At 46.8% G+C, this 22,353-nt stretch carries 19 protein-coding genes; 8 read left to right on the top strand and 11 right to left on the bottom strand.

Annotated elements, in window-relative coordinates; genetic code table 11:
• Positions 1-167: 167 nt before the first annotated feature.
• The 3 genes from BKD12_RS04170 to BKD12_RS04160 form a co-directional block, all read right to left on the bottom strand.
• A complete protein-coding gene (locus BKD12_RS04170) occupies positions 168-1,586 on the bottom strand; it encodes a D-alanyl-D-alanine carboxypeptidase family protein (RefSeq protein ID WP_070088073.1) in 1,419 nt (472 codons plus the stop codon).
• Between the two features lie 57 nt (positions 1,587-1,643).
• On the bottom strand, positions 1,644-3,605 hold the full coding sequence (locus BKD12_RS04165; protein WP_242872702.1) for an alpha-amylase family protein: 1,962 nt from the start codon (positions 3,603-3,605) through the stop codon (positions 1,644-1,646).
• A 230-nt stretch (positions 3,606-3,835) separates the two neighbouring features.
• Positions 3,836-5,836 (bottom strand): oxidoreductase, encoded by a 2,001-nt coding sequence (locus BKD12_RS04160; protein ID WP_070088072.1) that lies wholly within the window; start codon positions 5,834-5,836, stop codon positions 3,836-3,838.
• Between the two features lie 196 nt (positions 5,837-6,032).
• Between BKD12_RS04160 and BKD12_RS04155 the strand changes: the two genes are divergently transcribed.
• Positions 6,033-6,920: a LysR family transcriptional regulator gene (locus BKD12_RS04155; RefSeq protein ID WP_070088071.1), complete on the top strand. Its 888-nt coding sequence runs from the start codon at positions 6,033-6,035 to the stop codon at positions 6,918-6,920.
• Between the two features lie 38 nt (positions 6,921-6,958).
• Here BKD12_RS04155 and BKD12_RS04150 read toward each other — a convergent pair whose 3' ends face one another.
• Complete coding sequence (locus tag BKD12_RS04150; protein WP_070088070.1) at positions 6,959-7,843, bottom strand: LysR family transcriptional regulator; 885 nt, start codon at positions 7,841-7,843, stop codon at positions 6,959-6,961.
• A gap of 215 nt (positions 7,844-8,058) precedes the next feature.
• On the opposite strand from BKD12_RS04150, the gene BKD12_RS04145 reads away from it, so the two are divergent.
• Genes BKD12_RS04145 through dctP form a run of 6 tightly spaced genes read left to right on the top strand, consistent with a single transcriptional unit; the run spans position 8,059 to position 13,789 of the window.
• A complete protein-coding gene (locus tag BKD12_RS04145; protein ID WP_070088069.1) occupies positions 8,059-8,934 on the top strand; it encodes a shikimate dehydrogenase in 876 nt (291 codons plus the stop codon).
• A 31-nt stretch (positions 8,935-8,965) separates the two neighbouring features.
• Positions 8,966-10,153: an MFS transporter gene (locus BKD12_RS04140; RefSeq protein ID WP_070088068.1), complete on the top strand. Its 1,188-nt coding sequence runs from the start codon at positions 8,966-8,968 to the stop codon at positions 10,151-10,153.
• A gap of 28 nt (positions 10,154-10,181) precedes the next feature.
• Entirely contained in the window at positions 10,182-10,943 is a 762-nt protein-coding gene (gene aroD / locus BKD12_RS04135) for a type I 3-dehydroquinate dehydratase (protein WP_070088067.1), read from the top strand.
• 36 nt (positions 10,944-10,979) lie between these two features.
• Positions 10,980-11,465 (top strand): TRAP transporter small permease, encoded by a 486-nt coding sequence (locus tag BKD12_RS04130; protein ID WP_070088066.1) that lies wholly within the window; start codon positions 10,980-10,982, stop codon positions 11,463-11,465.
• Positions 11,466-11,468: 3 nt separating this feature from the next.
• Positions 11,469-12,758 carry a TRAP transporter large permease gene (locus BKD12_RS04125; RefSeq protein WP_070088065.1) on the top strand — a complete coding sequence of 430 codons (1,290 nt, stop codon included), beginning with the start codon at positions 11,469-11,471 and terminating at the stop codon, positions 12,756-12,758.
• A gap of 23 nt (positions 12,759-12,781) precedes the next feature.
• Positions 12,782-13,789, top strand: a complete 1,008-nt coding sequence (dctP, locus tag BKD12_RS04120; RefSeq protein ID WP_176730924.1) for a TRAP transporter substrate-binding protein — start codon at positions 12,782-12,784, stop codon at positions 13,787-13,789.
• A gap of 70 nt (positions 13,790-13,859) precedes the next feature.
• Here the strand turns inward: dctP and pepV are convergent, their stop codons facing one another.
• The 3 genes from pepV to BKD12_RS04105 form a co-directional block, all read right to left on the bottom strand.
• A complete protein-coding gene (gene pepV, locus BKD12_RS04115) occupies positions 13,860-15,227 on the bottom strand; it encodes a dipeptidase PepV (RefSeq protein ID WP_070088063.1) in 1,368 nt (455 codons plus the stop codon).
• Positions 15,228-15,280: 53 nt separating this feature from the next.
• Complete coding sequence (locus BKD12_RS04110; RefSeq protein WP_070088062.1) at positions 15,281-15,862, bottom strand: hypothetical protein; 582 nt, start codon at positions 15,860-15,862, stop codon at positions 15,281-15,283.
• A gap of 71 nt (positions 15,863-15,933) precedes the next feature.
• Positions 15,934-17,289 (bottom strand): MATE family efflux transporter, encoded by a 1,356-nt coding sequence (locus tag BKD12_RS04105; RefSeq protein ID WP_070088091.1) that lies wholly within the window; start codon positions 17,287-17,289, stop codon positions 15,934-15,936.
• Between the two features lie 264 nt (positions 17,290-17,553).
• On the opposite strand from BKD12_RS04105, the gene BKD12_RS04100 reads away from it, so the two are divergent.
• Entirely contained in the window at positions 17,554-18,297 is a 744-nt protein-coding gene (locus BKD12_RS04100) for an SDR family NAD(P)-dependent oxidoreductase (protein WP_070088061.1), read from the top strand.
• A gap of 57 nt (positions 18,298-18,354) precedes the next feature.
• Here the strand turns inward: BKD12_RS04100 and BKD12_RS04095 are convergent, their stop codons facing one another.
• From BKD12_RS04095 to BKD12_RS04080, 4 genes are all read right to left on the bottom strand, one after another.
• Positions 18,355-19,182, bottom strand: a complete 828-nt coding sequence (locus BKD12_RS04095) for a radical SAM protein (RefSeq protein ID WP_070088060.1) — start codon at positions 19,180-19,182, stop codon at positions 18,355-18,357.
• Between the two features lie 54 nt (positions 19,183-19,236).
• Positions 19,237-19,725: a free L-methionine (R)-S-oxide reductase MsrC gene (locus BKD12_RS04090; RefSeq protein WP_070088059.1), complete on the bottom strand. Its 489-nt coding sequence runs from the start codon at positions 19,723-19,725 to the stop codon at positions 19,237-19,239.
• Positions 19,726-19,933: 208 nt separating this feature from the next.
• A complete protein-coding gene (locus BKD12_RS17190; protein ID WP_242872701.1) occupies positions 19,934-20,380 on the bottom strand; it encodes a Fic family protein in 447 nt (148 codons plus the stop codon).
• 532 nt (positions 20,381-20,912) lie between these two features.
• Positions 20,913-22,307 (bottom strand): ATP-binding protein, encoded by a 1,395-nt coding sequence (locus BKD12_RS04080; RefSeq protein ID WP_094078726.1) that lies wholly within the window; start codon positions 22,305-22,307, stop codon positions 20,913-20,915.
• Between the last annotated feature and the right edge of the window lie 46 nt (positions 22,308-22,353).

Raw genomic sequence — 22,353 nt, 5'->3', positions numbered from 1 at the left:
TTCAGCGTCTGCAACTCGGAAGTGATATTCAGATATATCTTACTGGTACCGGCATCCCACCGCCGCCGGCTCTCTTGGACGTTCATATATATCCTACTGTCTTCGTCAAAGTTTTTATACACTTTCTTATTATAGACGTGAAAATACAGGAGCGTCAAGTAGTTTTTTTATCTCCTTCTCCTCCTTCTTCTCCGCCGTCTCTGCTTTCTTTTCCGGATCACGCGGATGAATAAGAGGATCAGGATCAGCAGAAGAACCACTGCCGCGGCCAGAATGGCCACGGATACCAGACCCTTTCCTTCTTTTTCCGTCTCTGCCTTTTCACCGCTGATATCCTTTACCTGCGCGGAATGATTCTCTATATAAGAATCGCTGACCTTTGCCCTGGCCGATCCCAGAAGCCGGTCTTCATAATAATAGTTAAGTGTTGCCTCTTTGCCGGTGCCCTCGTCGGGGATCAGCTCCATCTTCAGATCTTCAAATGATATCCCGGAAGGCAGCATCACATAGCCGCTGTTTTCTTCTTCCAGAATTTCCTCCACATCCTCCGATGTTTCATTGTCCGCCACGGAGACCTTCTGGAAATTCTGGAATACATACTCCAGAAGATTCCGGGTATCGGGATATACATTGACCCCGTGGGTCTTTAAGACTACACATACCAGCTGCATGTTTCCATTGTCCGCCATAGTGATCAGTGTGGACAACGCATCGGAGGTGTACCCCGTCTTGCCGCCGATGGCATAGGGATAATACTCACTTTCATTGGGAATCAGCATCTGATGGTGCTGCTGAAATACATGCTCTTCCGTGGTCCCGGATGCCGGGATCGTATACTGGGGCGTCTGGGCAATTGTAAAAAATTCCGGATACTTGAACAGCTCCCGGCCGATCAGCGCCATGTCTCTGGCGCAGGTATAATGATTCGGATCATGGAGTCCATTCGTATTGACAAAATTAGAATTTTCTCCGCCCAGCTCCTTACATACCCGGTTCATTTCTTCTATAAACCAGGTATAATCATGGCCGCTGGCTGTTCCCACATTTTCACCTACGGCATAGGCGACTTCGTTTGCGGATGCCAGAAGCGTTGCGTACAGTGCCTGCTCCAGTGTGAGCTGATTGCCTTCTTTCATTCCTATAGATGACTCATCCGGTTTCAGGAATGCCACACTTTCATGAGAAAAAGAAACCGGATCCGCAAGACTTCCATTCTGCAGCGCTACCAGCGTGGTCAGTACCTTTGTGATGCTGGCAGGATAGTGATGGGCGTCAATATTTTTGGCATAGAGAATGGCTCCTGTCCCTGCATCCATGACGATTGCTGCTTCTCCATAGGTTCCCGTCCCCTCCGGCCAGTTTTTCCAGCTATTGCTCTGAACCTCCATCTGGTAGACAGTGTCCAGCTCCTTTTTAAGGGCTTCCTCCGGCGTCAGTTCTTCTTCGCTGTCTGTCTCGCCAGACTCGCCGGAAGCTGCTGCATCGTCCTGGGAAGGTTCTGTGGCATATACAGGCCTGCCCGCACAGCTGACAAGAACTGCCGCAAATGCCAGCAACAAAAATCCCCCTCTGATCTTTCTTATCATCGGATATTTCTCCTTAACAAACTAATAGTAGATAAGTCCAGTAAACTAATTTGCTTATTAATTAATTTTTTTAAGATAATAGAACCCATATGCCGGAATATTGACTCCGATTGGCTGCAGTACCTTTCCGGTCAGCAGCTCTATATATTCTCCATCTGTCTCATTAATCCATGCTGTCTTATCGTATTCTGTAAAGTTAAAAAGTCCAAGGATCTTATCCCCGTCATAGTATCGTCCGATGCAAAGGACTCCGGCGTCCCAGGTCTCGATGGTCCAGGTGTCTGCATTGGTCATAAATGCCTTTTCACTTTTGCGAATCTTCTCCAGCTGCTGAAGCCTCTGGTATACCTGGCCTTCCACAGTATTTTCATCATCCACGTGTTCCGCCAGATCCCATCTCATAGGGCCTCTGTGGATATAGCGGGAATCATCCGCTTTGTTGGGATCTTCTTTATAAGAATAGTCATTGACCTGTGCAACCTCGTCCCCGCTGTAAAGCACCGGGATCCCCGACTGCATAAACATATAGGCGTGCAGCATGATATCTTTCTGGATGGCCTGCTCCATAGCTTCCATGTCCTGCTCAAATCCGGCCTTCTCGATGCCGCACATGGAGGCCGTGGTTCCGCAGAACCTGGCGTCTCCGGTCACCGGATCGGCGTTGTAAAGCTCTCCCCGGCTGCAGCTTTCTCCTGCATATCCCTGGAAATAGTCATTTAAATATTTCTTATGCGCCCTTTCATCAATGCCTTCGGCTTTCAGCGACTCATAATCCAGCCCCCAGCCAATATCATCGTGACAGCGCAGATAATTTAAGAATACATAATCTTTTGGCAGACGGTTGACAATATCAAGCTGCTGCTTTAAAAGATGGACGTTTCTCGTGGCAATGGTATGCCAGGTGGTTGCCATTGTAGTCACATTGTACAGCATGTGACATTCCGGTTTTTCCACCGTTCCAAAATAAGGCACCACCTTTTCCGGTTCCATAACTACCTCTCCCAGCAGGAGGATGCCAGGGCAGACAATCTCCCCGATCATACGCATCATCCTGACGATCGTGTGGACCTGGGGAAGATTCCGGCATTGAGTTCCCAGCTCCTTCCATATATATGGCACGGCGTCGATACGGATAATGTCAATTCCTTTATTTGCCAGATAAAGGAAGTTATACATCATTTCATTAAATACCCGGGGATTCTTATAATTAAGATCCCACTGGTACGGATAAAAGGAGGTCATGACAAAATGGCCGGCGTCCGGAAGCCAGGTAAAATTGCCTGGAGCCGTGGTCGGGAACACCTGCGGTACAGTTTTTTCATACATCGCCGGAATGGAATAATTATCAAAAAAGAAATAGCGGCTCATATATTCGCCTTCTCCGGCGCGGGCGCGCTTCGCCCACTCATGATCCTCTGAGGTATGGTTCATCACAAAATCCATACATACATTGATCCCTTTTTTGTGGCAGGCTGCCGTCAGATCCTCCAGATCTTCCATAGATCCCAGCTTCTCCTGCACCTTGCGGAAATCCGCCACCGCATATCCGCCGTCGGAACGTCCCTCTACCGTATCCAGGAACGGCATCAGATGGATATAGTTGACATTGCTTTTCTCGATATAGTCAAGTTTAGACTCCACGCCCTTCATATTGCCGGCAAAATTGTCAATATAGAACATCATGCCCAGCATCTCATTCGTTTTATACCACTCCGGGTTTTTCTCCCTTTCCAGATCCTGGGTCTTCAGATCCCGGTTCCTTTCCTCATAAAAACGATGAAGATTGTCACACAGTTCCGCAAACATAGAGCTGTTGTCATAAAGCTCCATATACAGCCATTTCAATTCATCAAAATGATGGCTGAACCTGCGGCCATAGCAGGCCTCCTCTTCCACGGAAAGCTGCGGTTTTACTGCTTCCCTTGCTTTAGGCGCCGCCTGTGATTTTGCAGATACATTCTGCGTCTTTACAGACGTCCGCATTTTATTAGTCCTATTTCTTGTTTTTTTCTTACTCATAGCCAATCCTCATTACATTTAGAATTTCACCGTGGATATCCGTTCCGGCAGCTTGTTCAAAGCTATCCACATACTTATCCACCGAATTATCCACATTTTGTGAATATTATACACCGGTAGGAAGGCGAATGCAATTGGGGACGGGGGATTTTTAGAAATCCCCCGTCCCCAGAAACGAAAAAGTGACAGGGGACGTACCCCTTCGCGCCTGGTGTACGTCCCCCTCCATTCTACAGAAACGATCTTTTTTCTAAGGTATTTAATATATTTCTTCCTTCGTCCGTGCCTTCGATGATCCGTCTTGCTCTTACGCTGTCGCCGATGTTTACGATCTCTACGCTGCTGTCATCCGCAAAGGCCTCCCGGATCTCGTCCAGTACCGGGGCGTTTGCTTTCATGCCCAGGCACACGAATCCGTAATCGAAGGGCAGCTCTTCCATGCCCTCTTTGGTTTCTACCAGGAAGGAATCCGGCCGCACTTCTTTGAGGGCAGTGTTTGGCATCTGGCGCACACCGTATTTATCCATCAGTGCAAAGGTGCCTACTTTTGAAACGGGATCTATGCCGTTTCCAATAGCCGGCAGCATTTCCACGATAGCGGTCTGTGCCCCTCTTGGTGCAAAGAATTCTACTACGTCCAGTCCCACGGCTCCGCCTCCGATGACTACGACCTTCTTTCCGGTCATGTCTTCCGGATAGCTGTTGACATTTTCTATCATGTCAAAAATGGAGTAAACCTTACTTCCCTCTTTTCCCAGATTATCATGAAGGCCTGGAATTGGAGGGAGCAGCGGAAGCGATCCTGTGGCATTAACGATGATATTCGGCTTCAGATTTTTCACAAAGCTGGCACTTGCATCTGTCCCGGTAAACACAAACAGGTTTTTCAGCTTCTGGGCACGGTGGATCAGATAATTCGGGAAATCCGCCAGCCTCTTTTTATCGGGGATCTTGGAAATCTCTGCTGCCAGGCCGCCCAGGTACGGTTTTTTCTCTATCAGAAATGTTGTGCATCCCACCTCCGCTGCGGTACAGGCGGCTTCCATTCCTGCGGTTCCGCCGCCGATCACAACAACATTACATGGCTTATTAATATGCTGCTTTTTATAAGAATCTCCTGTCGGTACTGCCGGATTTACAGTGCAGCGGATCGGACGGTTGATACCGATTCTGTTCCCCGCACATCCCACATTACAGGAAATACATTTCCGAATATCGCAGATATCCCCGAACTCTACCTTATTCACCCAGTCAGGATCTGCGATCAGGCCACGCCCCATGCCGATAATGTCAGCGTCGCCTCTTTCCAGGATTTCGTCTGCCACCTTTGGATCACGGATATTTCCGGTAGTCACGCATATTTTTCCGTAACGCTCTTTTACCGCTTTTGCCATATACGATCTCCAGCCGTCCGGCAGGTAGTTGGCATCGATCTGATACTGGATAGAACCGTTCAGTCCTGCCGATACATCGATCACGTCTGCTTCCTCCTGGAAATACTGCAGATAATCCAGCGTATCCTCCAGCGTATTTCCTCCCTCCAGAAACTCATCCGCACTGATCCGGACAAAAATCGGGAAAAACGGTCCTACCTGTGCACGGACCTCTTTCATGATCATGCTGGCGAATCTGGCCCGGTTCTCAGGACTTCCGCCGAACTCGTCTGTTCTCTTATTTGTAATCGGCGACAAAAACTGGCTGATCAGATAGGAGTGGCCCGCATGGATTTCCACCGCGTCAAAACCTGCCGTCTGCGCACGCTTGGCTGCCTCGCCGTACTTCTTTACGATCCGCAGGATTTCCTCCTTTTCCAGCGGACGGGGAATCTCTCCGCCTGCCTTTGACGGAATGTTGGAGGCTGACACAGGCTGCATATTGGTACGGGCCGATTGTGCGGACGCTCCGGCATGATTGATCTGGATTCCAATACAGGCTCCGTGCTTATGCACCGTCTCGGTCAGCATAAACAGCCGCGGCATAAAATGATCCTTGTCGATTCGAAGCTGGGTGGTCCCATTAGACCCTTCCGGCGAATCTACACTAGCATTTTCTACCATAATAAGTCCGGTGCCGCCCTTGGCCCTCAGTTCATAATAGTTGATATGGCGAAAACTCATTTCCCCGCTCTGCTCGCCATAGTTGGTTCCCATCGGTGTCATCATGATACGGTTTTTCATTGTCATACGACGGATCGTCAATGGTTCAAAAATATGTTTATAATCGCTTTTCATTTTCTTTCCTCCCGGATAATTATTTTCATTTATTAAAAGAGGTTGTGCCGAAAACCGGATTTGATATTTGATTAACAATCCGCTTTCTGCCCCGTATTATAGGGAAAAACATATTATAAAACAAATGCATTGTATTCAAAAAAATGATAGAAACTGACTATGATTTGTGATATTTTATAAAAAAGGATGTGATCGTATGAACCTAAACCAATTACACTATTTTGTAACACTTGCCCATATGGAACATTTTACAAAAGCCGCGGAGGAGCTTGACATCACGCAGCCTTCCTTAAGTCATGCCATGACTACTCTCGAGCAGGAGCTTGGCACAAAGCTGTTTCAGAAGCAGGGACGCGGAGTTTCCCTGACAAAATATGGACAGATCTTTCTGAAATATGCAGAAGAATCCCTGCGGATCCTGGATATGGGGGTCAGAAAAACAAAGGAAATGACCGGACAGACCGGAGGTGTCATTGACCTTGCCTACATATATACATTGGGAAGCGAGTTTGTTCCCAGGCTGGTCGGCGATTTTCTCCGTGCCCACGAAGAGTTGAGCATCCGTTTTCATTTTACCGTAGGAAATACCTCCGAGATCCTGGCCGGACTGAAGGATGAAAAATATGATGTGGCTTTTTGCTCCATGGCTGAAAAAGAGCCCCAGATTGAATTTACCCCTATTGCCACCGAACGCCTGGTACTGGTGGTTCCCAAAGGCCATCCCCTGTCTCAGCAGAAAAACGGCGTTTCCCTGGAGGAGGCAGCTGCTTATCCCCAGGTCTTTTTCACCAAAAGCAGCGGTCTTCGCCCCGTGATCGATCATCTTTTCGAGCAGGCCAAGATCCGTCCCAGGATTGCTTACGAAATAGAAGAAGACAGCTCCATGGCCGGGCTGATCGCCCAGAACTTCGGCATCGGAATCATGCCGGATATCCCCGTTCTCCGGACCTTAAATGTGGATATCCTTCCATTGAACCTGCCAAAACACCGGCGTTATGTCTACATGGCTCTGTGCAGAAATCATTATCACCCGCCAGTTGTAGATAAATTTATAAAATATGTGGAAAACTCCATTTCACTTTAATTGGGGACGGGGGATTTTTGAAAATCCCCCGTCCCCAATTAAAGTTTTGTCCCTTCCTTGTGGATAAAGTGGATAAAGTTTTTCACCGCCGGTATCATATACCGGTCTTTCAGGTATGCCATATACACGGTATGAACCAGATTCTCATCCTCTACCTTGAGTATGTGTACGTTTCTTTCATGGATTTCTTCTACGTCTGCCACCAGTGCAATACCAAAGGCTTCTTCCACCAGTGCGGAGATGGCGTTTTCGTCCGGGGATTCGCAGATGATATCGGGTGCCAGACCGTGTATGGCATAGAGGCGTCTGGTGTATTTCCCGAGGCCGGAGGTCCGGTCATAGCCGATGATCGGATATTCCGCCAGATCCTGAAGCGTTGCCTTCCCCCGGCGCGCCAGCGGGTGATCCCAGGGCGTGATGATCACCATATCCTGGTGGATGATAGGGATAAACTGGACCAGCGGCTCGTTTTCCACATAGGATCCGAAAATGATATCGTACTTTTCACTTTTCAGCCCCTCGATCAGCGGCGCCGTATGGAGCTGGTGAAAGCTGAAGGTTACGTTTTTATTCTTTTCCTTTTTCAGGAACCTGCGTACCATATGAGGAATGTAGTGGGCTGCCAGCGGAAATACATAGGCAATATCCACATGTCCTTCGTTTCCTGAGAGCTGCTGCATCTGTGTCCTGGCCACGGCCACATCCTTCAGGATTTTCTCTGTGTGTTCCAGGAACACACGGCCGTACTTTGTAAGCCTTACATTTCTTCCCTGCCGTTCAAACAACACGATCCTCAGCTCCTCCTCCAGCGTCGCCACCGATCTGCTTAAGGAAGGCTGCGAAATATTCAGTTCCTCTGCCGCACGGTGAAAATGCTGATACCTTGCGACTGTCTGAAAATAAACAAGCTGATTCAGCGTCATCTTTTTCTCCCTCCCGAATCTGGATTCTCCCTGATTTTAAAATCTTTTCTTTGTGCACATTCTACCATATTTGATAGTAAAATACTATCAAAAAATCTCAAAAGATATATTAGAACTATCAAACACCTTGCGATATAATAAACTCAAAGAGGTTGTCTGTTAATTAACAAACAAAAAATGCAGCACATGCAAAATGAAATTGGAGGAAATGAATCATGGCAGAGAGAATCACAGGACACACAGAATTAATCGGACTGATGGCTTATCCCATCCGTCACTCAAGCTCACCGGCAATGCATAATGAAGCTTTTGCCACATTGGGTCTGGATTATGCTTACCTGGCATTTGAGGTAGACAACGATACACTTGAGGATGCAGTCAAAGGCCTGCGCGCATTAAAAATGGTAGGATCAAATGTTTCCATGCCAAATAAAACGGTTGTCGGACAGTACTTAGACGAGCTCTCCCCTGCAGCCAAGATGTGCGGAGCGGTCAATACCATAGTAAATGACAATGGAAAGCTCATCGGCCACATTACCGACGGTATCGGATACATGCAGTCACTGAAGGATAACCATATTGATGTGATCGGAAAGAAAATGACCATCACCGGGGCCGGCGGCGCCGCAAAAGCCATCGAAGTACAGGCCGCTCTCGACGGTGTAAAAGAAATCTCTATCTTCAATATTAAAGATAAATTCTGGGAAGCCGCAGAAAAGACCGTGGAAACTATCCGGAACAATACGGACTGTATCGTCAATCTGTATGACCTGGATGACAAAGAAAAGCTAAGAGAAGAGATTGCCGACAGCTGTCTGTTTGCACAGGCTACCGGCGTTGGAATGAAGCCGCTGGAGGGACAGTCCGTGGTTCCGGATAAATCATTCTTCCGCCCGGATCTGATCGTTACGGATACCATCTACTCTCCGAGAGAGACGGCGCTGCTCAAGATGGCAAAGGAAGCCGGATGCAAGACTATGAACGGCCTTGGCATGATGCTTTTCCAGGGAGATGCTGCCTTCTACCTGTGGACCGGCAAGCATATGCCCATTGATCACATGAAAGAAGTGCTTGACATTAAGTATGACTAAAAGATAATGGAAGGAGAGGGAAAACTACATTATGAATAAAAAATATTTACCCAGCGCACTGATTCTTTACCTGAATTATTTTATCCACGGCATCGGCTGCTCCATCTTAAGCCAGCAGGTTGTCAAAGAACTTCTGGCAGACCAGTGGGGTATGGACGGCGTAATGGGCGTTACTGCCGTCGCCGCGGCCCTTGGACTTGGACGTCTGATCTCCCTGCCCTTTGCAGGACCATTATCCGATAAATTCGGAAGACGGATTTCCGTGCTGATCGGATGCTTTTCCTACGTAATCTTTTTCGTAGGGATTGCCTTTTCCCCGAATATGACTGTTGCCTATGTCGCCGCTGTCCTTGGAGGTATCGCAAACTCCTTCCTGGATACCGCTACATACCCGGCAGTCGCAGAGATTATTTATAAATACACCGGTATCGCTACCATGGGAATCAAGCTGTTCATATCCGTGGCACAGCTTCTGCTCCCATTCTTCCTTGGACTTTGCGTAGGAACATCTATGTCTTACCTGATGCTTCCTCTGATATGCGGCATCGTGATCGCAGTCCTTGGTGTTCTTGCGATCTTTGCTCCTCTTCCAAAGGTAGAGGGAGTCGGAAAGGGCGAATCCTTCCTGAACAACCTGAAAAATGCGCACTTCTCGCTCGAGAGTGTGGCCCTGATCCTGATCGGCTTTACCTGTACCGCCACCTTCCAGCTCTGGCTGAACTGTGCACAGACCTTTGGAACAGAAGTGGCCGGTATTGCATCTGAAGACGTGTCCATGATGCAGACTTACTATTCCGCCGGAACGCTGGTAGCATTATTTGTGACCAGTGTACTGATCACAAAGTTTAAACAGGTCCGTTTCCTGGTGATCTACCCGGTGATCTCACTTGTAATGCTGGTCCTTGTTTATCTCATCAAGAGTCCGATGATCTGCTACGTAGGCGCATTTGTTATCGGCTATGCAGGAGCCGGCGGCGTGCTTCAGATGGCAACCGCTGTTGCGAACGATCTGTTTCCAAAGATCAAAGGCACTCTTACCAGCCTGGTCATGATCGCCTCCAGTCTGTGTAACTATACGATCCTGACAGCCGCCTCCAACATGAGCGCATCCGGCGTCATCATCATGAATATCGTGATCACCGTGATCGGTATCCTGCTTGCAGTTTTTGTCAACGCAAGATATGGCGTGCTTCTGAAAAATGCAGGAGCATCTGAATAAAAATATATCATTAAAAAGGAGAATAACTATGAATCCGGTAAAAGTTAGAAATGTAGAAATAGGCACAGGACTTCCCAAGATCTGCGTCCCTATCGTAGGCGTAACAAAAGAGGATATCCTGGACGCAGCTAGGATCATCAAGACAACTGCCGCCGACGTAGTCGAATGGCGTGTGGACTGGTATGAGGATATTTTCGACTTCGAAAAGACAGCGGAAACCATGAAAGCATTACGGGATGTTCTCGGTGATACCCCCATACTTTTTACCTTCCGCACTTCAAAAGAAGGCGGAGAAAAGGCCATTGACACAGATGCTTACGTAGAATTAAACCAGAAGGCCGCAAAGACAGGACTCATCGATCTGGTGGATATAGAAGCCTTTACCGGCGACGATGCTGTCAAAGCCGTGGTAGATACCGCACACGAATGTGGCGTAAAGGTGGTTGCTTCAAACCACGACTTCCACAAGACACCGGAAAAAGAGGAGATCGTCTCCCGCCTGCGCAGGATGCAGGAGCTGGGCGCTGATATTCCAAAGATCGCCGTTATGCCGCAGAATAAGAAGGATGTGCTTACGCTGCTTTGTGCTACTGAAGAAATGGCCTCCGAGTATGCAGACCGTCCCATCATCACAATGTCTATGGCAGGAACCGGCGTTATCAGCCGGCTGAGCGGAGAGGTGTTTGGATCTGCACTGACCTTTGGCGCGGTAGGAAAGGCTTCCGCCCCGGGACAAATGGGCGCCGCGGACCTGAAAACCGTGCTGGATCTGCTTCATAACAGTCTGTAGCCGTAAATTTTCGCAGCCGGAGAAACGAGGTACAAAATGAAAAAATTATTACATGGCCTTGATGAGTATCTGGAAGAAGTACTGCTCGTCATCCTCCTTGCCTGCATGGCGGTTATCATGGGCATACAGGTTTTCTGCCGGTATGTGCTGTCCATGTCACTGTCCTGGTCGGAGGAACTGACCCGCTACCTTTTCATCTGGGCCGGATTTTTAAGCATCAGCTATTGTACAAAACGATGTATCTCTATCAAAATCGAACAGTTTGTAGCGCTCTTCCCCAAACGTGGGAAGGCGCTTTTCAAAGTTATCAACCACACGGTCGAACTGGTCCTCTTTTTCTATCTCCTGCCTTTTTCCTGGAGATATCTCTATTTGGCCATTGCTACCGGACAGACCAGCCCTGCTCTTGGCATCCCCATGTATCTGGTGCAGGCCGCCCCTCTTGCAGGTTTTCTTCTGGCAGCCGTAAGGATCCTGCAAAGATGGGTGATCGAATGGAAAACCGTGTGGAGAAAGGAGTAATACATGCCAGCCGTCGTTGTATTTATTATTTTTGTGATCTGTCTGGTAATCGCAATCCCGGTTTCCATCTCTCTGGGGATTGCATCCGTACTGCCGGGCACCTTTGATCCTTCGTTTACAGCCAGCGGAACATTTGTCGTCCGCTCCATGCTGGGCGGTCTGGACAGCTTCCCCCTCCTTGCGGTTCCTATGTTCGTATTGTCGGGAATCATCATGGCAAGAGGAGGCATTTCCCGGAAACTTTTTGACATATTTGCCTATTTCATGGGAGCCAGAACTGCGGGGATGCCCTGTGCCGTTATCGTCACCTGCCTGTTCTACGGAGCCATCTCAGGTTCCGGTCCCGCGACTGTAGCAGCCGTCGGCAGCATGACTATCCCCATACTCATAGAGATGGGTTATGACAAGACCTTTTCCACCGCCGTCGTGGCTGTGGCCGGAGGCTTAGGTGTCATTATCCCGCCAAGTATTCCATTCATTATGTACGGAAGCGCATCCGGAGCGTCTGTCAGCGATCTCTTCATCGCCGGCATTATCCCTGGACTGCTCATCGGATTCCTGCTGATGGTCTACGCCTATATTTACTGTAAAAAGCACGGCGAAGATCAGGAGCGGAAAATGAAAATGGTAAATGAGCTGAAGGGCAGAGGCTTCCTGTCCGTTTTAAAAGACAGCTCTCTTGCCCTGTTAAGCCCGGTTATCATCCTTGGCTGCATCTACAGCGGGATTGCCTCTCCTACAGAGGCTGCCGTGATCTCCGTATTTTATGCGCTGATCATCAGTCTGTTTGTATATCGCAGCATCAAAATAAAAGATATCTGGAGTATTTTAGTGGAATCCATCCGTACCTACACACCGATCCTGTTCATCCTGGCCGCATCCATCGCTTTTTCCAGAGTCCTGACTCTGATGCAGGTGCCCCAGGCAGTCAGCGACTGGATCCTGACCCACTTTACCAATCCGGTCGTCCTTCTGCTGGTGATCAATGTCTTCCTTCTGATCGTAGGCATGGTCATGGACACCACACCGGCCATTCTGATCCTGACTCCGATCCTGCTGCCGATCGTAACCGCCATCGGCATGGATCCGATTCATTTTGGTGTTATGATGGTCGTCAATCTTGCAATCGGTTTTGTCACACCGCCCATTGGCGTAAACTTATTTGTTGCTTCTTCTCTGTCTGATATTCCTATCATGCAGATAGCAGGCAAGGCAATGCCGATGATAGGGTATTTTTTAGTTGCTTTGTTAATAATTACATTTATTCCAGCAGTCAGTCTCATTCTACTATAGTCAGCATCCGAAGGGAGGATTTCATGAAAAAATGGATCTATACAGCTGTCCTGCTCCTTTTTGCAGGCGCACTGGCAGGCTGTGCAAACCAACAGAAGACACAGGAAGGGGAACAGCGCTATGCCTATCCTCTTGCCACCGCAAGTCCGGAGGATACCGTAACACAGATCTACGCAGAAAAATTTGTAGAGGAAGTAGACCGGTTAAGCGAAGGACGTATCAAGATCCAGGTCTATCCCAACAGTGTGCTGGGCGGTGACAGAGAGCTTCTGGAAAGCTGTTATGACGGAGATATTCCATTTATCATCCAGAACACAGCTCCTCAGGTGACCTTTATTCCTGATACAGCCATTTTTGACGCTCCCTGCATTTTCGAAGATCTGGAGGAGGTACGGAAAACCGTGGACGATCCGGAATTTTTTGCTCAGATCCAGGAATCCTACCGGGATTCCGGATACGAGCTTCTTGGATATTCCGACCAGGGATTCCGGGTTATGTCCACCAACAAAGAGGTAACTTCTTTTGAAGATTTCAGCGGGCAGAAGATCCGGACGATGGAAAACAGCTATCATCTGGAATTCTGGTCAGCTCTTGGAGCAAACCCCACGCCCATGAATTTCAGCGAGGTCTATATCGGCCTGCAGCAAAATACCATTGACGCCCAGGAAAATCCCTATGAGGTCATCGTTTCCAACAATCTCTACGAGCAACAGGACTATGTAGTGGAGACCAACCATCTGCCCCATCTGATCTCTCTGGTAGTCAGTAAGGATTTTTATGACGAACTCCCGGAGGAGGACCAGGAGATCCTGATCGAAGCCCAGGAGATTGCCAGGGAATATTCCCGGGAAGCCTCCGACGAGCGCATCAGCCAGCGCATTGAAACCATTGAAGAAAGCGGGACTCAGATCATCACTCTTGATGATGAGACACGGCAGGCCATGATCGATGCCTCCGCCGCTATTTATGAGGATATCCGGGAATCAGTAGATCCAGGCATCTATGAAGCATATATGGGGGACAGGGACTAAGCCAAATGGGGACGTACACTTTTTGCAAAAGTGTACGTCCCCATTTGGCTTAGTCCCTGTCCCCTTTCTTCTATTTTCTTCCCATCTCCGCCATGGCTGCCGCCACCAGCTTGATGGATTTCATTAATTTGTCTACTTCCATCGCCTCATTAGGCTGGTGCACAATATCCGGATCTCCGGGGAAGACCGGGCCAAATGCCACCATATTTTTAAACATCTTTGCGTAGGTTCCGCCTCCGATAGCCTTCGGCTTTGCATCCGCCTCTCCTGTGCCTTCCCTGTATACCTTCATCAGTTTCTGTACCAGCTCTGAATCCTGCGGAACATAGAGCATATCTGTATGTCCAAAATCCAGAAGCAGAAGTCCCGCCTCCTGGAGCGCACGATCCACATTCTGGTATATCTCATCTTTATCGCCGTTTTTCGGATAACGGATATCCAGATTAAAATACAGCTTCTCTGCATTTGCCTCGATCACGCCTAAATTTACAGTGGTTTCTCCCGTCTCCTCATCCTGATAACAGATGCCAAGGCTCTCTCCATTTGTTTCCCGGCCAATCTTCGTCCGCAGGAAATCAAAAACCTTCTGGTAATCTCCGCCGATCTTCAGATCCTTTACCGCATCCAGGAGAATAATGATCCCGTTGACTCCCAGCTCCGGAGTGCTGCCGTGGGCGCTGACGCCGTCTGAAACGATGACAGTATTTCCATTTTCGTGTCTGACCGTAACTCCTTTTGTGTCCGGGATCTCATGCTCGCCTTCCAGTACCAGACGGCAGTGCAGAGGTACGATATTGGAAGCAGTACCGCCCTGAAATTCCAGTACTTTAATCTCTCCCTGCTCAGGATTCCTGCATCCGCCTATTGCGGAAACCATTCCTTTTTCAAAAAAGATCAGCGGATATTCCGCATCCGGCGTGATCCCCATCACCGGCTGCTCTTCTCCCTTTTCTACGTAATACTGGATACAGCTGCTTCCCCGTTCTTCATTGGTACCAAAGATTACCCGGATCCTGCGGTCTAATGGAAGATTAAGGTCCCGGATCGCCTTCAGCGCATAGATCGCTCCGATGGTAGGCCCCTTGTCATCCACAACGCCCCGGCCGTACATCATCCCGTCATGGATCTCGCCTCCAAAAGGCGGGTACTTCCAGTCGTCGCCAGTAGGAACCACATCCATATGTCCCAGCACGGCTACCATTTCTTCCCCTTCGCCATATTCTATGTACCCGGCATGGTTATCCACATTTCCTACCCGGAATCCCATGCTTTTCCCAAGCTCCAGCGCAAAGTCCAGCGCTTTTTTGGGGCCCGGACCATACGGCGCATTTTCCTCCGGTTCTCCGGCCACGCTGTCAATCTGCACACTGCGGCGGATCCCATCCAGGATCTCCTCTTTCATTTCATCAATTTTCCTGTTCAAATTTGTGTCATTCATAGTATTTCCTCCTCATACCCTTTTCACTTTAAATGGAAAAATAATCCATCTTCTTATTTATTTTCCTCCACAAGCTCCAGAAAAGCTTCTGCATTTTCCCGGTTCGGCGTGTTCTTTGCAATACAGATACAGACAGGCTCATATTCAATCCCGGCCTCTTTCTTTAACCATTTGCTTTCCTCCAGGACAAATGCCTTCTCCAGAACATCTTTTCCATACTCATCGTAAAAACTTTCCGGACATATCACTACATCCACAGACTCTGTCCCAATCAGCGTACTAAAGGCTGCTTCTCCCTGATAAGCACCGGAGGTAATATTACTGTTGATCCGTACAGTCTGATTGCTTTTTTCTGCCCCCAGGTATTCCCGTATCTCTGATTCCAGACCTTCATAGTCGTCTGCCAATCCATCTACAACGACCAGATTTAAAAGAATCTCCTCATTCATCCCCCGATACATAGTAACGCCCAAATAAATTGCGGCAATGACAGCGACCGGAACCAAAAGCCAGATTTTGTAATACATCCAGAGATACTCCAGCTTTTCCTTTCCCGTCATCTGGCTTAGTTTTTCCTTTTCAAATTGTTTGCGCTCTTCCCTCGTCATCTGTTTTTCGTAACGTCTGTCCAGCATAAGCTACTTCCTCCATTGGGGACGTACACTTTTGCAAAAAGTGTACGTCCCCGTTCACACATTTTTCACATTTACTTGACCTTCTCAAGCCCATGTACCCAGTCTGATTTCAAGAAATAGATGAGAAACACCACAGAACTTAAAAGCCATGTCAGCGGATAAGCCCAAAAGATCACCTGGATGTCCGGAATAAACCGAACCACAATGCTGATATAGCTGACACGGATCACACACCAGCAGACCATCATGACAAACATTGGTACTACGGATTTTCCGGCGCCTCTTAAAATTCCTGCCATACAATGAGAAAAAGCCAGCAGGAAATAAAACCATGTAACAATCCTTGCCCAGGCTACACCATAACTTATAGCCTCTGCACCTCCTCCAAAAGCGCCGATCAGTACAGGCGCAAAAAGATTGATCACTAATCCTACCAGTTCTGCAATCGAAAGCGAGCACACTGCTCCGATAACTGCTCCCTTTCTGGCCCGCTCGTATTCCCTTGCGCCCAGGTTCTGGCTGATAAACGTGGTAAGTGCCAGAGCAAAACAGGTAACCGGAAGAAATCCGAAGCCTTCGATCTTGGAATAAGAACCGCAGCCCGCGACAGCTGTGGCTCCAAAGGTATTGATATGGGCCTGTACAAATACATTTGCCACGGAGATGATCGAATTCTGCACGCCGGCCGGCACGCCATTTATAACAATCTGCCTAAGCATATTGGTGTCTCCCCGTATTTCGGAAAGCTGCAGCTGAAATACTCCGTTCCCTTTTTTTAGCTGGTACAGACATAAAAAAGCGCTCAAAAACTGGGAAATAATCGTGGCAAGAGCTGCAGACCACACGCCCATTCTGAATATTCCCACAAAAACCAGATCCAGAACTATATTCGTGATCGACGAAATGATAAGAAAGAACAGAGGATGCTTACTGTCTCCCATCGCCTGCAGTATCCCTACAAAAAAGTTGTACATAACAAATGCAAGAGATCCTGCAAAATATACCCGGAAATAGGAAAGCGATTCCGGCAGAACTTCTGCGGGTGTTCCCATAAGTACCAATATCTTTGGTGCGGCTGCGATGCCGACGACCGTCAGGATCATTCCGCAGATCACTCCAAATACAATTGTTGTATGGATTGATTTTTTCAGATTTTCATTGTCCCCTGCACCAAAATATTTTCCTGTCACCACTCCGGCCCCAATAGCGATTCCATTAAAAAAGCCCACCAGAAGAAATATAAGATTTCCCGATGAACTGACCGCCGCAAGAGCGTTATTTCCAAGAAAATTACCGACTATCACCGAGTCGGCAGTGTTGTAAAGCTGCTGAAATAAATTTCCCCAGAAAAGAGGAATGGCAAAAGCCACCAGACGTTTCCAGATCGGTCCGCTGGTCATCAAGGTGGCAGAAGATGTTCCTGCCATAGAATTTGTCTTACCCATGCTAGATTCCCCCAAAATAGTACTATTTGACATACCCTGTCAGAAAATGGCGCCCCTCGCTCTTCCTATATTCTGCTCCTATCTCCGGCGGAAGTCAATCCTTCCGGTGTAGTTTCTTTCTCCACTTTATTTTCCGTGATATTGTCACAGAACTTCTTCTGTCTTTGTTGTATTCTCACAATATAAAATATATAATTTATTTAACTGATAATTTTGATGTTCACTAATATTAAAGGAGGAAAATCTATGCTAAAAGGAAAAGTAGCAGTAATTACCGGAGGAACCCGGGGAATCGGATATGCAACCGTTAAAAAATTTCTTGAAAACGGAGCAACTGTTGTACTATTTGGATCCCGTCAGGAAACAGTAGATAAAGCATTAACCTCATTGAAGGAAGAAAATCCTGACTGGCCTGTATCCGGTGCATGGCCGGATCTTGGAAATGCAGATGCCGTGGCAGAGGAAATTGGTAAGATCAAAGAAACCTATGGCAAAATTGACATTCTGATCAATAATGCAGGAATGTCGGACAGCAAACCCATCACGGATTACACCTCTGATCATTTTGAAAAGATTATGAAATTGAATGTTGGAGCAGCTATGAACTGTATCATGCCGACCGTAAAGATCATGAAAGAGCAGGGCGGCGGCTGCATCCTCAATACCAGCTCTATGGTCAGCATATGCGGACAGCCTTCAGGCGTGGCTTACCCGGTAAGCAAATCCGCCGTTAACGGAATGACCTGGTCTCTTGCCAGGGAACTCGGTCCCAGCAATATCCGGGTCAACGCAGTCGCTCCCGGCATTACAAAAACCGACATGGTAGCGGCTCTTCCAAAAGAAATGATCGAGCCTCTGATCAATGCCATCCCGATGAGAAGAGTCGGGGAACCGGAAGACATTGCCAATGCCTTCCTTTTCCTGGCAAGCGATATGGCAAGCTATGTAACAGGAGAAATCCTCTCTGTAGATGGAGCAATGCGGACGTAAAAATAGCACCGGGAAGGAGGCACCTCTTTCCCGGTTTCTTAGTTTGATATCTTTATGCTATCCTGAAAGCCGCGCATCTATTTTATCCAGCAATTTTTCTACATCTTCCGGAAGCCTGCCTGTCATTTTAATTAAGTTCGTTATATGTGTCGTGTCAATCTCCACAGCTTTCTCCATATGTAGTTCTGTAATCAGCGTTTTTAACTCCTGAAGTTTCTCTTGCGTCGCTGCTTCTGTAAATCTTCTCTCTTTGACCATTTCTGCCAATTCTGTCAATGCAAATACCGTCAGATTCATCGTGATAATCTTTGCAGGCACAAACTGGTTCAGAAGTTCTGCGGTAAGTCTGGCATTTTCTTTCCCTTTTCCTTCTCCTGCAATTCCATACATCACGATCGCATAAAACGGAAGCCTTGCTTCATTTAGTTTCTGTCCCTGCCTGGCCGCTACCGCAGCTGTATGTCCCTTTTTCATCAACTTCAACGTCTCATCACTGCCTGTCTCAAAGCCGACATAAAGCAGCCTAAGCCCTGCCTCATGAAGCTGTTTTAATTCGTAAACACTGTATCTTTGCAGACTGCGGACAGATGCATATGCCGCTACGCATCCACAATACGGAAAATATTTTCTTACAAGATTAAGGATCTTGAAAATCTTTTCAAATCCCACCGAAAGCGGATCTGCCCCCGTCAGAAACACCCGCTCAGTATATCCTTCTCCGTTCATCAGCTCATGCTCGATCTCTCTCAACGAAACTTCACTGTAAGTATCCGCTTTATACATAGAACAAAAGGCACATCGATTATACGGACATCCTGTTGTAACCGGAATTAAAGTTGTATGGATTTCGCTCTGAGGATAAAATACACTCTGGATTTCACTCATATATAATTCCACCTCTGCATCATTCAATATTCAATCATACTTCGTTTAGGTTTTTTAATAAAAGATCTTCTCAAGTTCCGGAACCAGGCTTTCCAAACCTTTCTGATCCTCTTCTGTAAACCGGCATGTCACCGGACTGTCTATATCCAGTACCGCCCGTATCCTTCCCGACTGATCATGCAGCGGCAGGACAATCTCCGAGCGTGAAGCACTATCGCAGGCAATATGTCCAGGAAACTGATGCACATCCTCTACCCGCACTACCGCGTCCCGCTCCACTGCAGTCCCGCACACACCTTTTCCCACCTGGATCTCCGTACAGGCAGGTTTCCCCTGGAACGGCCCCAGTATCAGCGTTTCCCCCTCCATAAGATAAAACCCTACCCAGTTGATCTCCTTAAGCCCCTGATTCAAAAGAGCCGATGCATTGGCCAGATTTGCAGTCATATGAGGACAGCTTTCGATCTGTCCGCTCAGCCGGATCCTCAAAAATTTGTAGAGTTCCCTTTTATCTTCCGGGAATTTACTTACCACATTTTCCATGCCATTTCTCCTTATCATTTCAATTAATCATTACATATCAATCTCTAATCTCTGAAGTTTCTCAGACAGACTATGGCAGCCTTTTCAAAATCTTTTTTTCATTTTTTCTTGAAAATCACTTAGTTTATAAGATCGAATCCTAGTTTTGACAATAGCAGGAATCAAAAATCCATTATTCACTAGTTTTGCACATCTGTTAATCACTGTTTTATTTGTCACACCAATCATCTTGCCTAGAATACAATCCCATCATTTTTAAAAAATAGTTGATCCAGATTTCCGGATGTGGAGGATTTTCCCTTCCTGAATAGTATAATGCAGGTAATCCCATTTGCAGAGAAGCATAATATTCATCCGGATCATATGCGAAATATTCTTCCAGAGAACCAATTCCATTAAAACCATACCCATAATAATCAAGGATATACCCTGACATTATCCTGGCAGTTCTTCCATTTCCGTCCTCAAAGGGATGAATCGTAACCAATTGGTAATGGACTACAGCAGCAATGATTAATGGATGATCATCTGTAGTGTTTACATATTCAACAAGTTCATCCAGCAGCTCCGGAATATCTATATATTCTGGTGCACCGGTTTCAGAATCATATACTGCAAATAGTACGCCCGGCGGCATCGGACCCCTTAGCCCCATTTTTTCTTTCGATGCACCTTTTTCTATAATCGCCTGAACTTCAAGATCATCTCTTTTGAAAAGCGTTCTTTCTTTTTTAACTTTTCTTCCAATAAATTTAAAGCCTGAAAGTAATTCCGCACTTCTTGCTCTGGTCTTAAAAAATGTTTATGAGGATCTCCATCAATCGCTTCATTCGCCTGTTCTTCAGTCAGTGGATTCCCCTCTATCTTATTAGAAGCATATGAACTTTTTTTCTTGGAGTTTTTCTGAGTCTGTTCTTCGTAACAGATGGAAGCTCTATCGTGCTAAGAGAAAATCTATTTTCATCAATCTCTGAAATCCTTTTCAAAATTTCATTTATGAGTCAATTTACCGCCTCTATTTTGCCACTATTATTTCATCTTTATTACTAATTATTATATTGTTTAACAAATAGTTTTTCCATTAAAATTACACTATTTTTTCACTATTTTCCCATTAATAAAACCGACCATCATCCCTGCTTGGGTAGAATGGCCGGTTTGTCTACAGCTCTTCGACTACATAATCTTTACTCATCCCCTGATATTTCCCAGTGGCCACTAAATCCACTTCCTACGTAGTGTACATTTTCCATCTCCTTTATCCGGCGTTTTATTGTGCTTACACTCACACCTAACGCTATCGCTATCTTTTCTGTGCTTATCTTATTATTCTTTCGGATTAAATCCGTAATCTGGTGTTTTATATCTTTTTGAGTGTCATCTTGAGTGCCATCTTGAGTGTCATCTTGAGTGCCATTCCGGGGGACATCATAATTCAGATTGAGCATCACCACTGTAAACTGGTATCTGTCAGAGCGGAACTTAGGCTTTTTACTTTCATCATAATTTATCTGAAACTCATATCCGCTGATGATTTTTTCAAATCCGCTGCCTTTCCGTTCCATATATCCCAAACGATTCAGCACATCTGCAAGAACCGGATTTCTTCTGGTCGATGGTACTGTGAGCGGATCCCGTTCCTGGATCAGAGACCCATCCGGCATTCCACCCGGTGAATAAATCTCCATCCGGTCATCATAAATATCAATGTGAACCTCACTTCCATTGATCAGATAGTCACGATGGGCAAGCCCGTTTATGAGTGCTTCGTGGTAACTTCGTTCTACGTATTCCGGCATCTCTTCCCTGGAATTATCCGTTTTACGCCACATCATCCGGCTATTTCGTTTGATAAAGGCTTCTCCGTTTTCAATCAGAGAAATAATGCTGCCGGAATATTCAGCATCATCCAAAGCATCTATCATGCCGCCGCTCTTATTTAAACCATTCCACCTTGTGCAGAATACTCTTGACCATCTGACCGGGCTTTCATCGGCAAGGAGCGCCCCTGCATTGGTCAGATATCCCTGTTCATCTGCCAGCCCAAAAGAAATCAGATCTTTGTCGTCAAAGCTGCTTCCTGTCCACTTTTTATACCTCTCTTTCAATTTTGAAAAAGCATAGTCCTCTGCTTTATAAGAAGAAAGCTGTGAATCATAGGATGTATTCTTTCCCCGGAGGACGAGCCTTTTTAACTCGGTAGAATTTGTTTTCACACTTTCATTTCCAACACGGATATATGCTTCCATCACACCATCTCCTGAATAATAATATGGTGTCTCCTCTCCTTTATAAATATTCAGGATGATCAATTTTTTCCCTTCTTCTTCACAAAAACTGAGATTGAATTCCGGTATAGGATCCAGTCTGCCTTTTATGATTTCACTGATTTTTTCCGCATCTCCCACCGGATCAGCAAGGCCAATAATCTTCCCGTCATCAGAAACACCAAAAATTAATACTCCACCGGATGTATTGGCAAATGCGCTGACACTTTTGCACCAGCTTTTCGGCCTTTTTGTCTCAAGTGCGGCCTTCTTATCATATTCTGTTGTTTCACCTATTAATCTTGTTATATCCATAAACATCTTCTTTCACAATTTATTTTCAGTAAACAAACCCCTGAAT

Source organism: Merdimonas faecis, assembly GCF_001754075.1.
In the GTDB taxonomy this organism is placed as follows: Bacteria; Bacillota; Clostridia; order Lachnospirales; family Lachnospiraceae; genus Merdimonas; species Merdimonas faecis.
Note: the sequence above shows the minus strand (reverse complement) of the source record. Positions and strands in the feature narration are given on the sequence as shown.

Coding starts and splice junctions, on each gene's coding strand:
- BKD12_RS04140 (WP_070088068.1), top strand. CDS start 8,966: ATGAATAAAAAATATTTACCCAGCGCACTGATTCTTTACCTGAATTAT.
- BKD12_RS04105 (WP_070088091.1), bottom strand. CDS start 17,289: ATGGCAGGAACATCTTCTGCCACCTTGATGACCAGCGGACCGATCTGG.
- BKD12_RS04170 (WP_070088073.1), bottom strand. CDS start 1,586: ATGATAAGAAAGATCAGAGGGGGATTTTTGTTGCTGGCATTTGCGGCA.
- BKD12_RS04155 (WP_070088071.1), top strand. CDS start 6,033: ATGAACCTAAACCAATTACACTATTTTGTAACACTTGCCCATATGGAA.
- BKD12_RS04150 (WP_070088070.1), bottom strand. CDS start 7,843: ATGACGCTGAATCAGCTTGTTTATTTTCAGACAGTCGCAAGGTATCAG.
- dctP (WP_176730924.1), top strand. CDS start 12,782: ATGAAAAAATGGATCTATACAGCTGTCCTGCTCCTTTTTGCAGGCGCA.
- pepV (WP_070088063.1), bottom strand. CDS start 15,227: ATGAATGACACAAATTTGAACAGGAAAATTGATGAAATGAAAGAGGAG.
- aroD (WP_070088067.1), top strand. CDS start 10,182: ATGAATCCGGTAAAAGTTAGAAATGTAGAAATAGGCACAGGACTTCCC.
- BKD12_RS04130 (WP_070088066.1), top strand. CDS start 10,980: ATGAAAAAATTATTACATGGCCTTGATGAGTATCTGGAAGAAGTACTG.
- BKD12_RS04160 (WP_070088072.1), bottom strand. CDS start 5,836: ATGAAAAGCGATTATAAACATATTTTTGAACCATTGACGATCCGTCGT.
- BKD12_RS04100 (WP_070088061.1), top strand. CDS start 17,554: ATGCTAAAAGGAAAAGTAGCAGTAATTACCGGAGGAACCCGGGGAATC.
- BKD12_RS04165 (WP_242872702.1), bottom strand. CDS start 3,605: ATGAGTAAGAAAAAAACAAGAAATAGGACTAATAAAATGCGGACGTCT.
- BKD12_RS17190 (WP_242872701.1), bottom strand. CDS start 20,380: ATGGGGCTAAGGGGTCCGATGCCGCCGGGCGTACTATTTGCAGTATAT.
- BKD12_RS04125 (WP_070088065.1), top strand. CDS start 11,469: ATGCCAGCCGTCGTTGTATTTATTATTTTTGTGATCTGTCTGGTAATC.
- BKD12_RS04095 (WP_070088060.1), bottom strand. CDS start 19,182: ATGAGTGAAATCCAGAGTGTATTTTATCCTCAGAGCGAAATCCATACA.
- BKD12_RS04145 (WP_070088069.1), top strand. CDS start 8,059: ATGGCAGAGAGAATCACAGGACACACAGAATTAATCGGACTGATGGCT.
- BKD12_RS04090 (WP_070088059.1), bottom strand. CDS start 19,725: ATGGAAAATGTGGTAAGTAAATTCCCGGAAGATAAAAGGGAACTCTAC.
- BKD12_RS04080 (WP_094078726.1), bottom strand. CDS start 22,307: ATGGATATAACAAGATTAATAGGTGAAACAACAGAATATGATAAGAAG.
- BKD12_RS04110 (WP_070088062.1), bottom strand. CDS start 15,862: ATGCTGGACAGACGTTACGAAAAACAGATGACGAGGGAAGAGCGCAAA.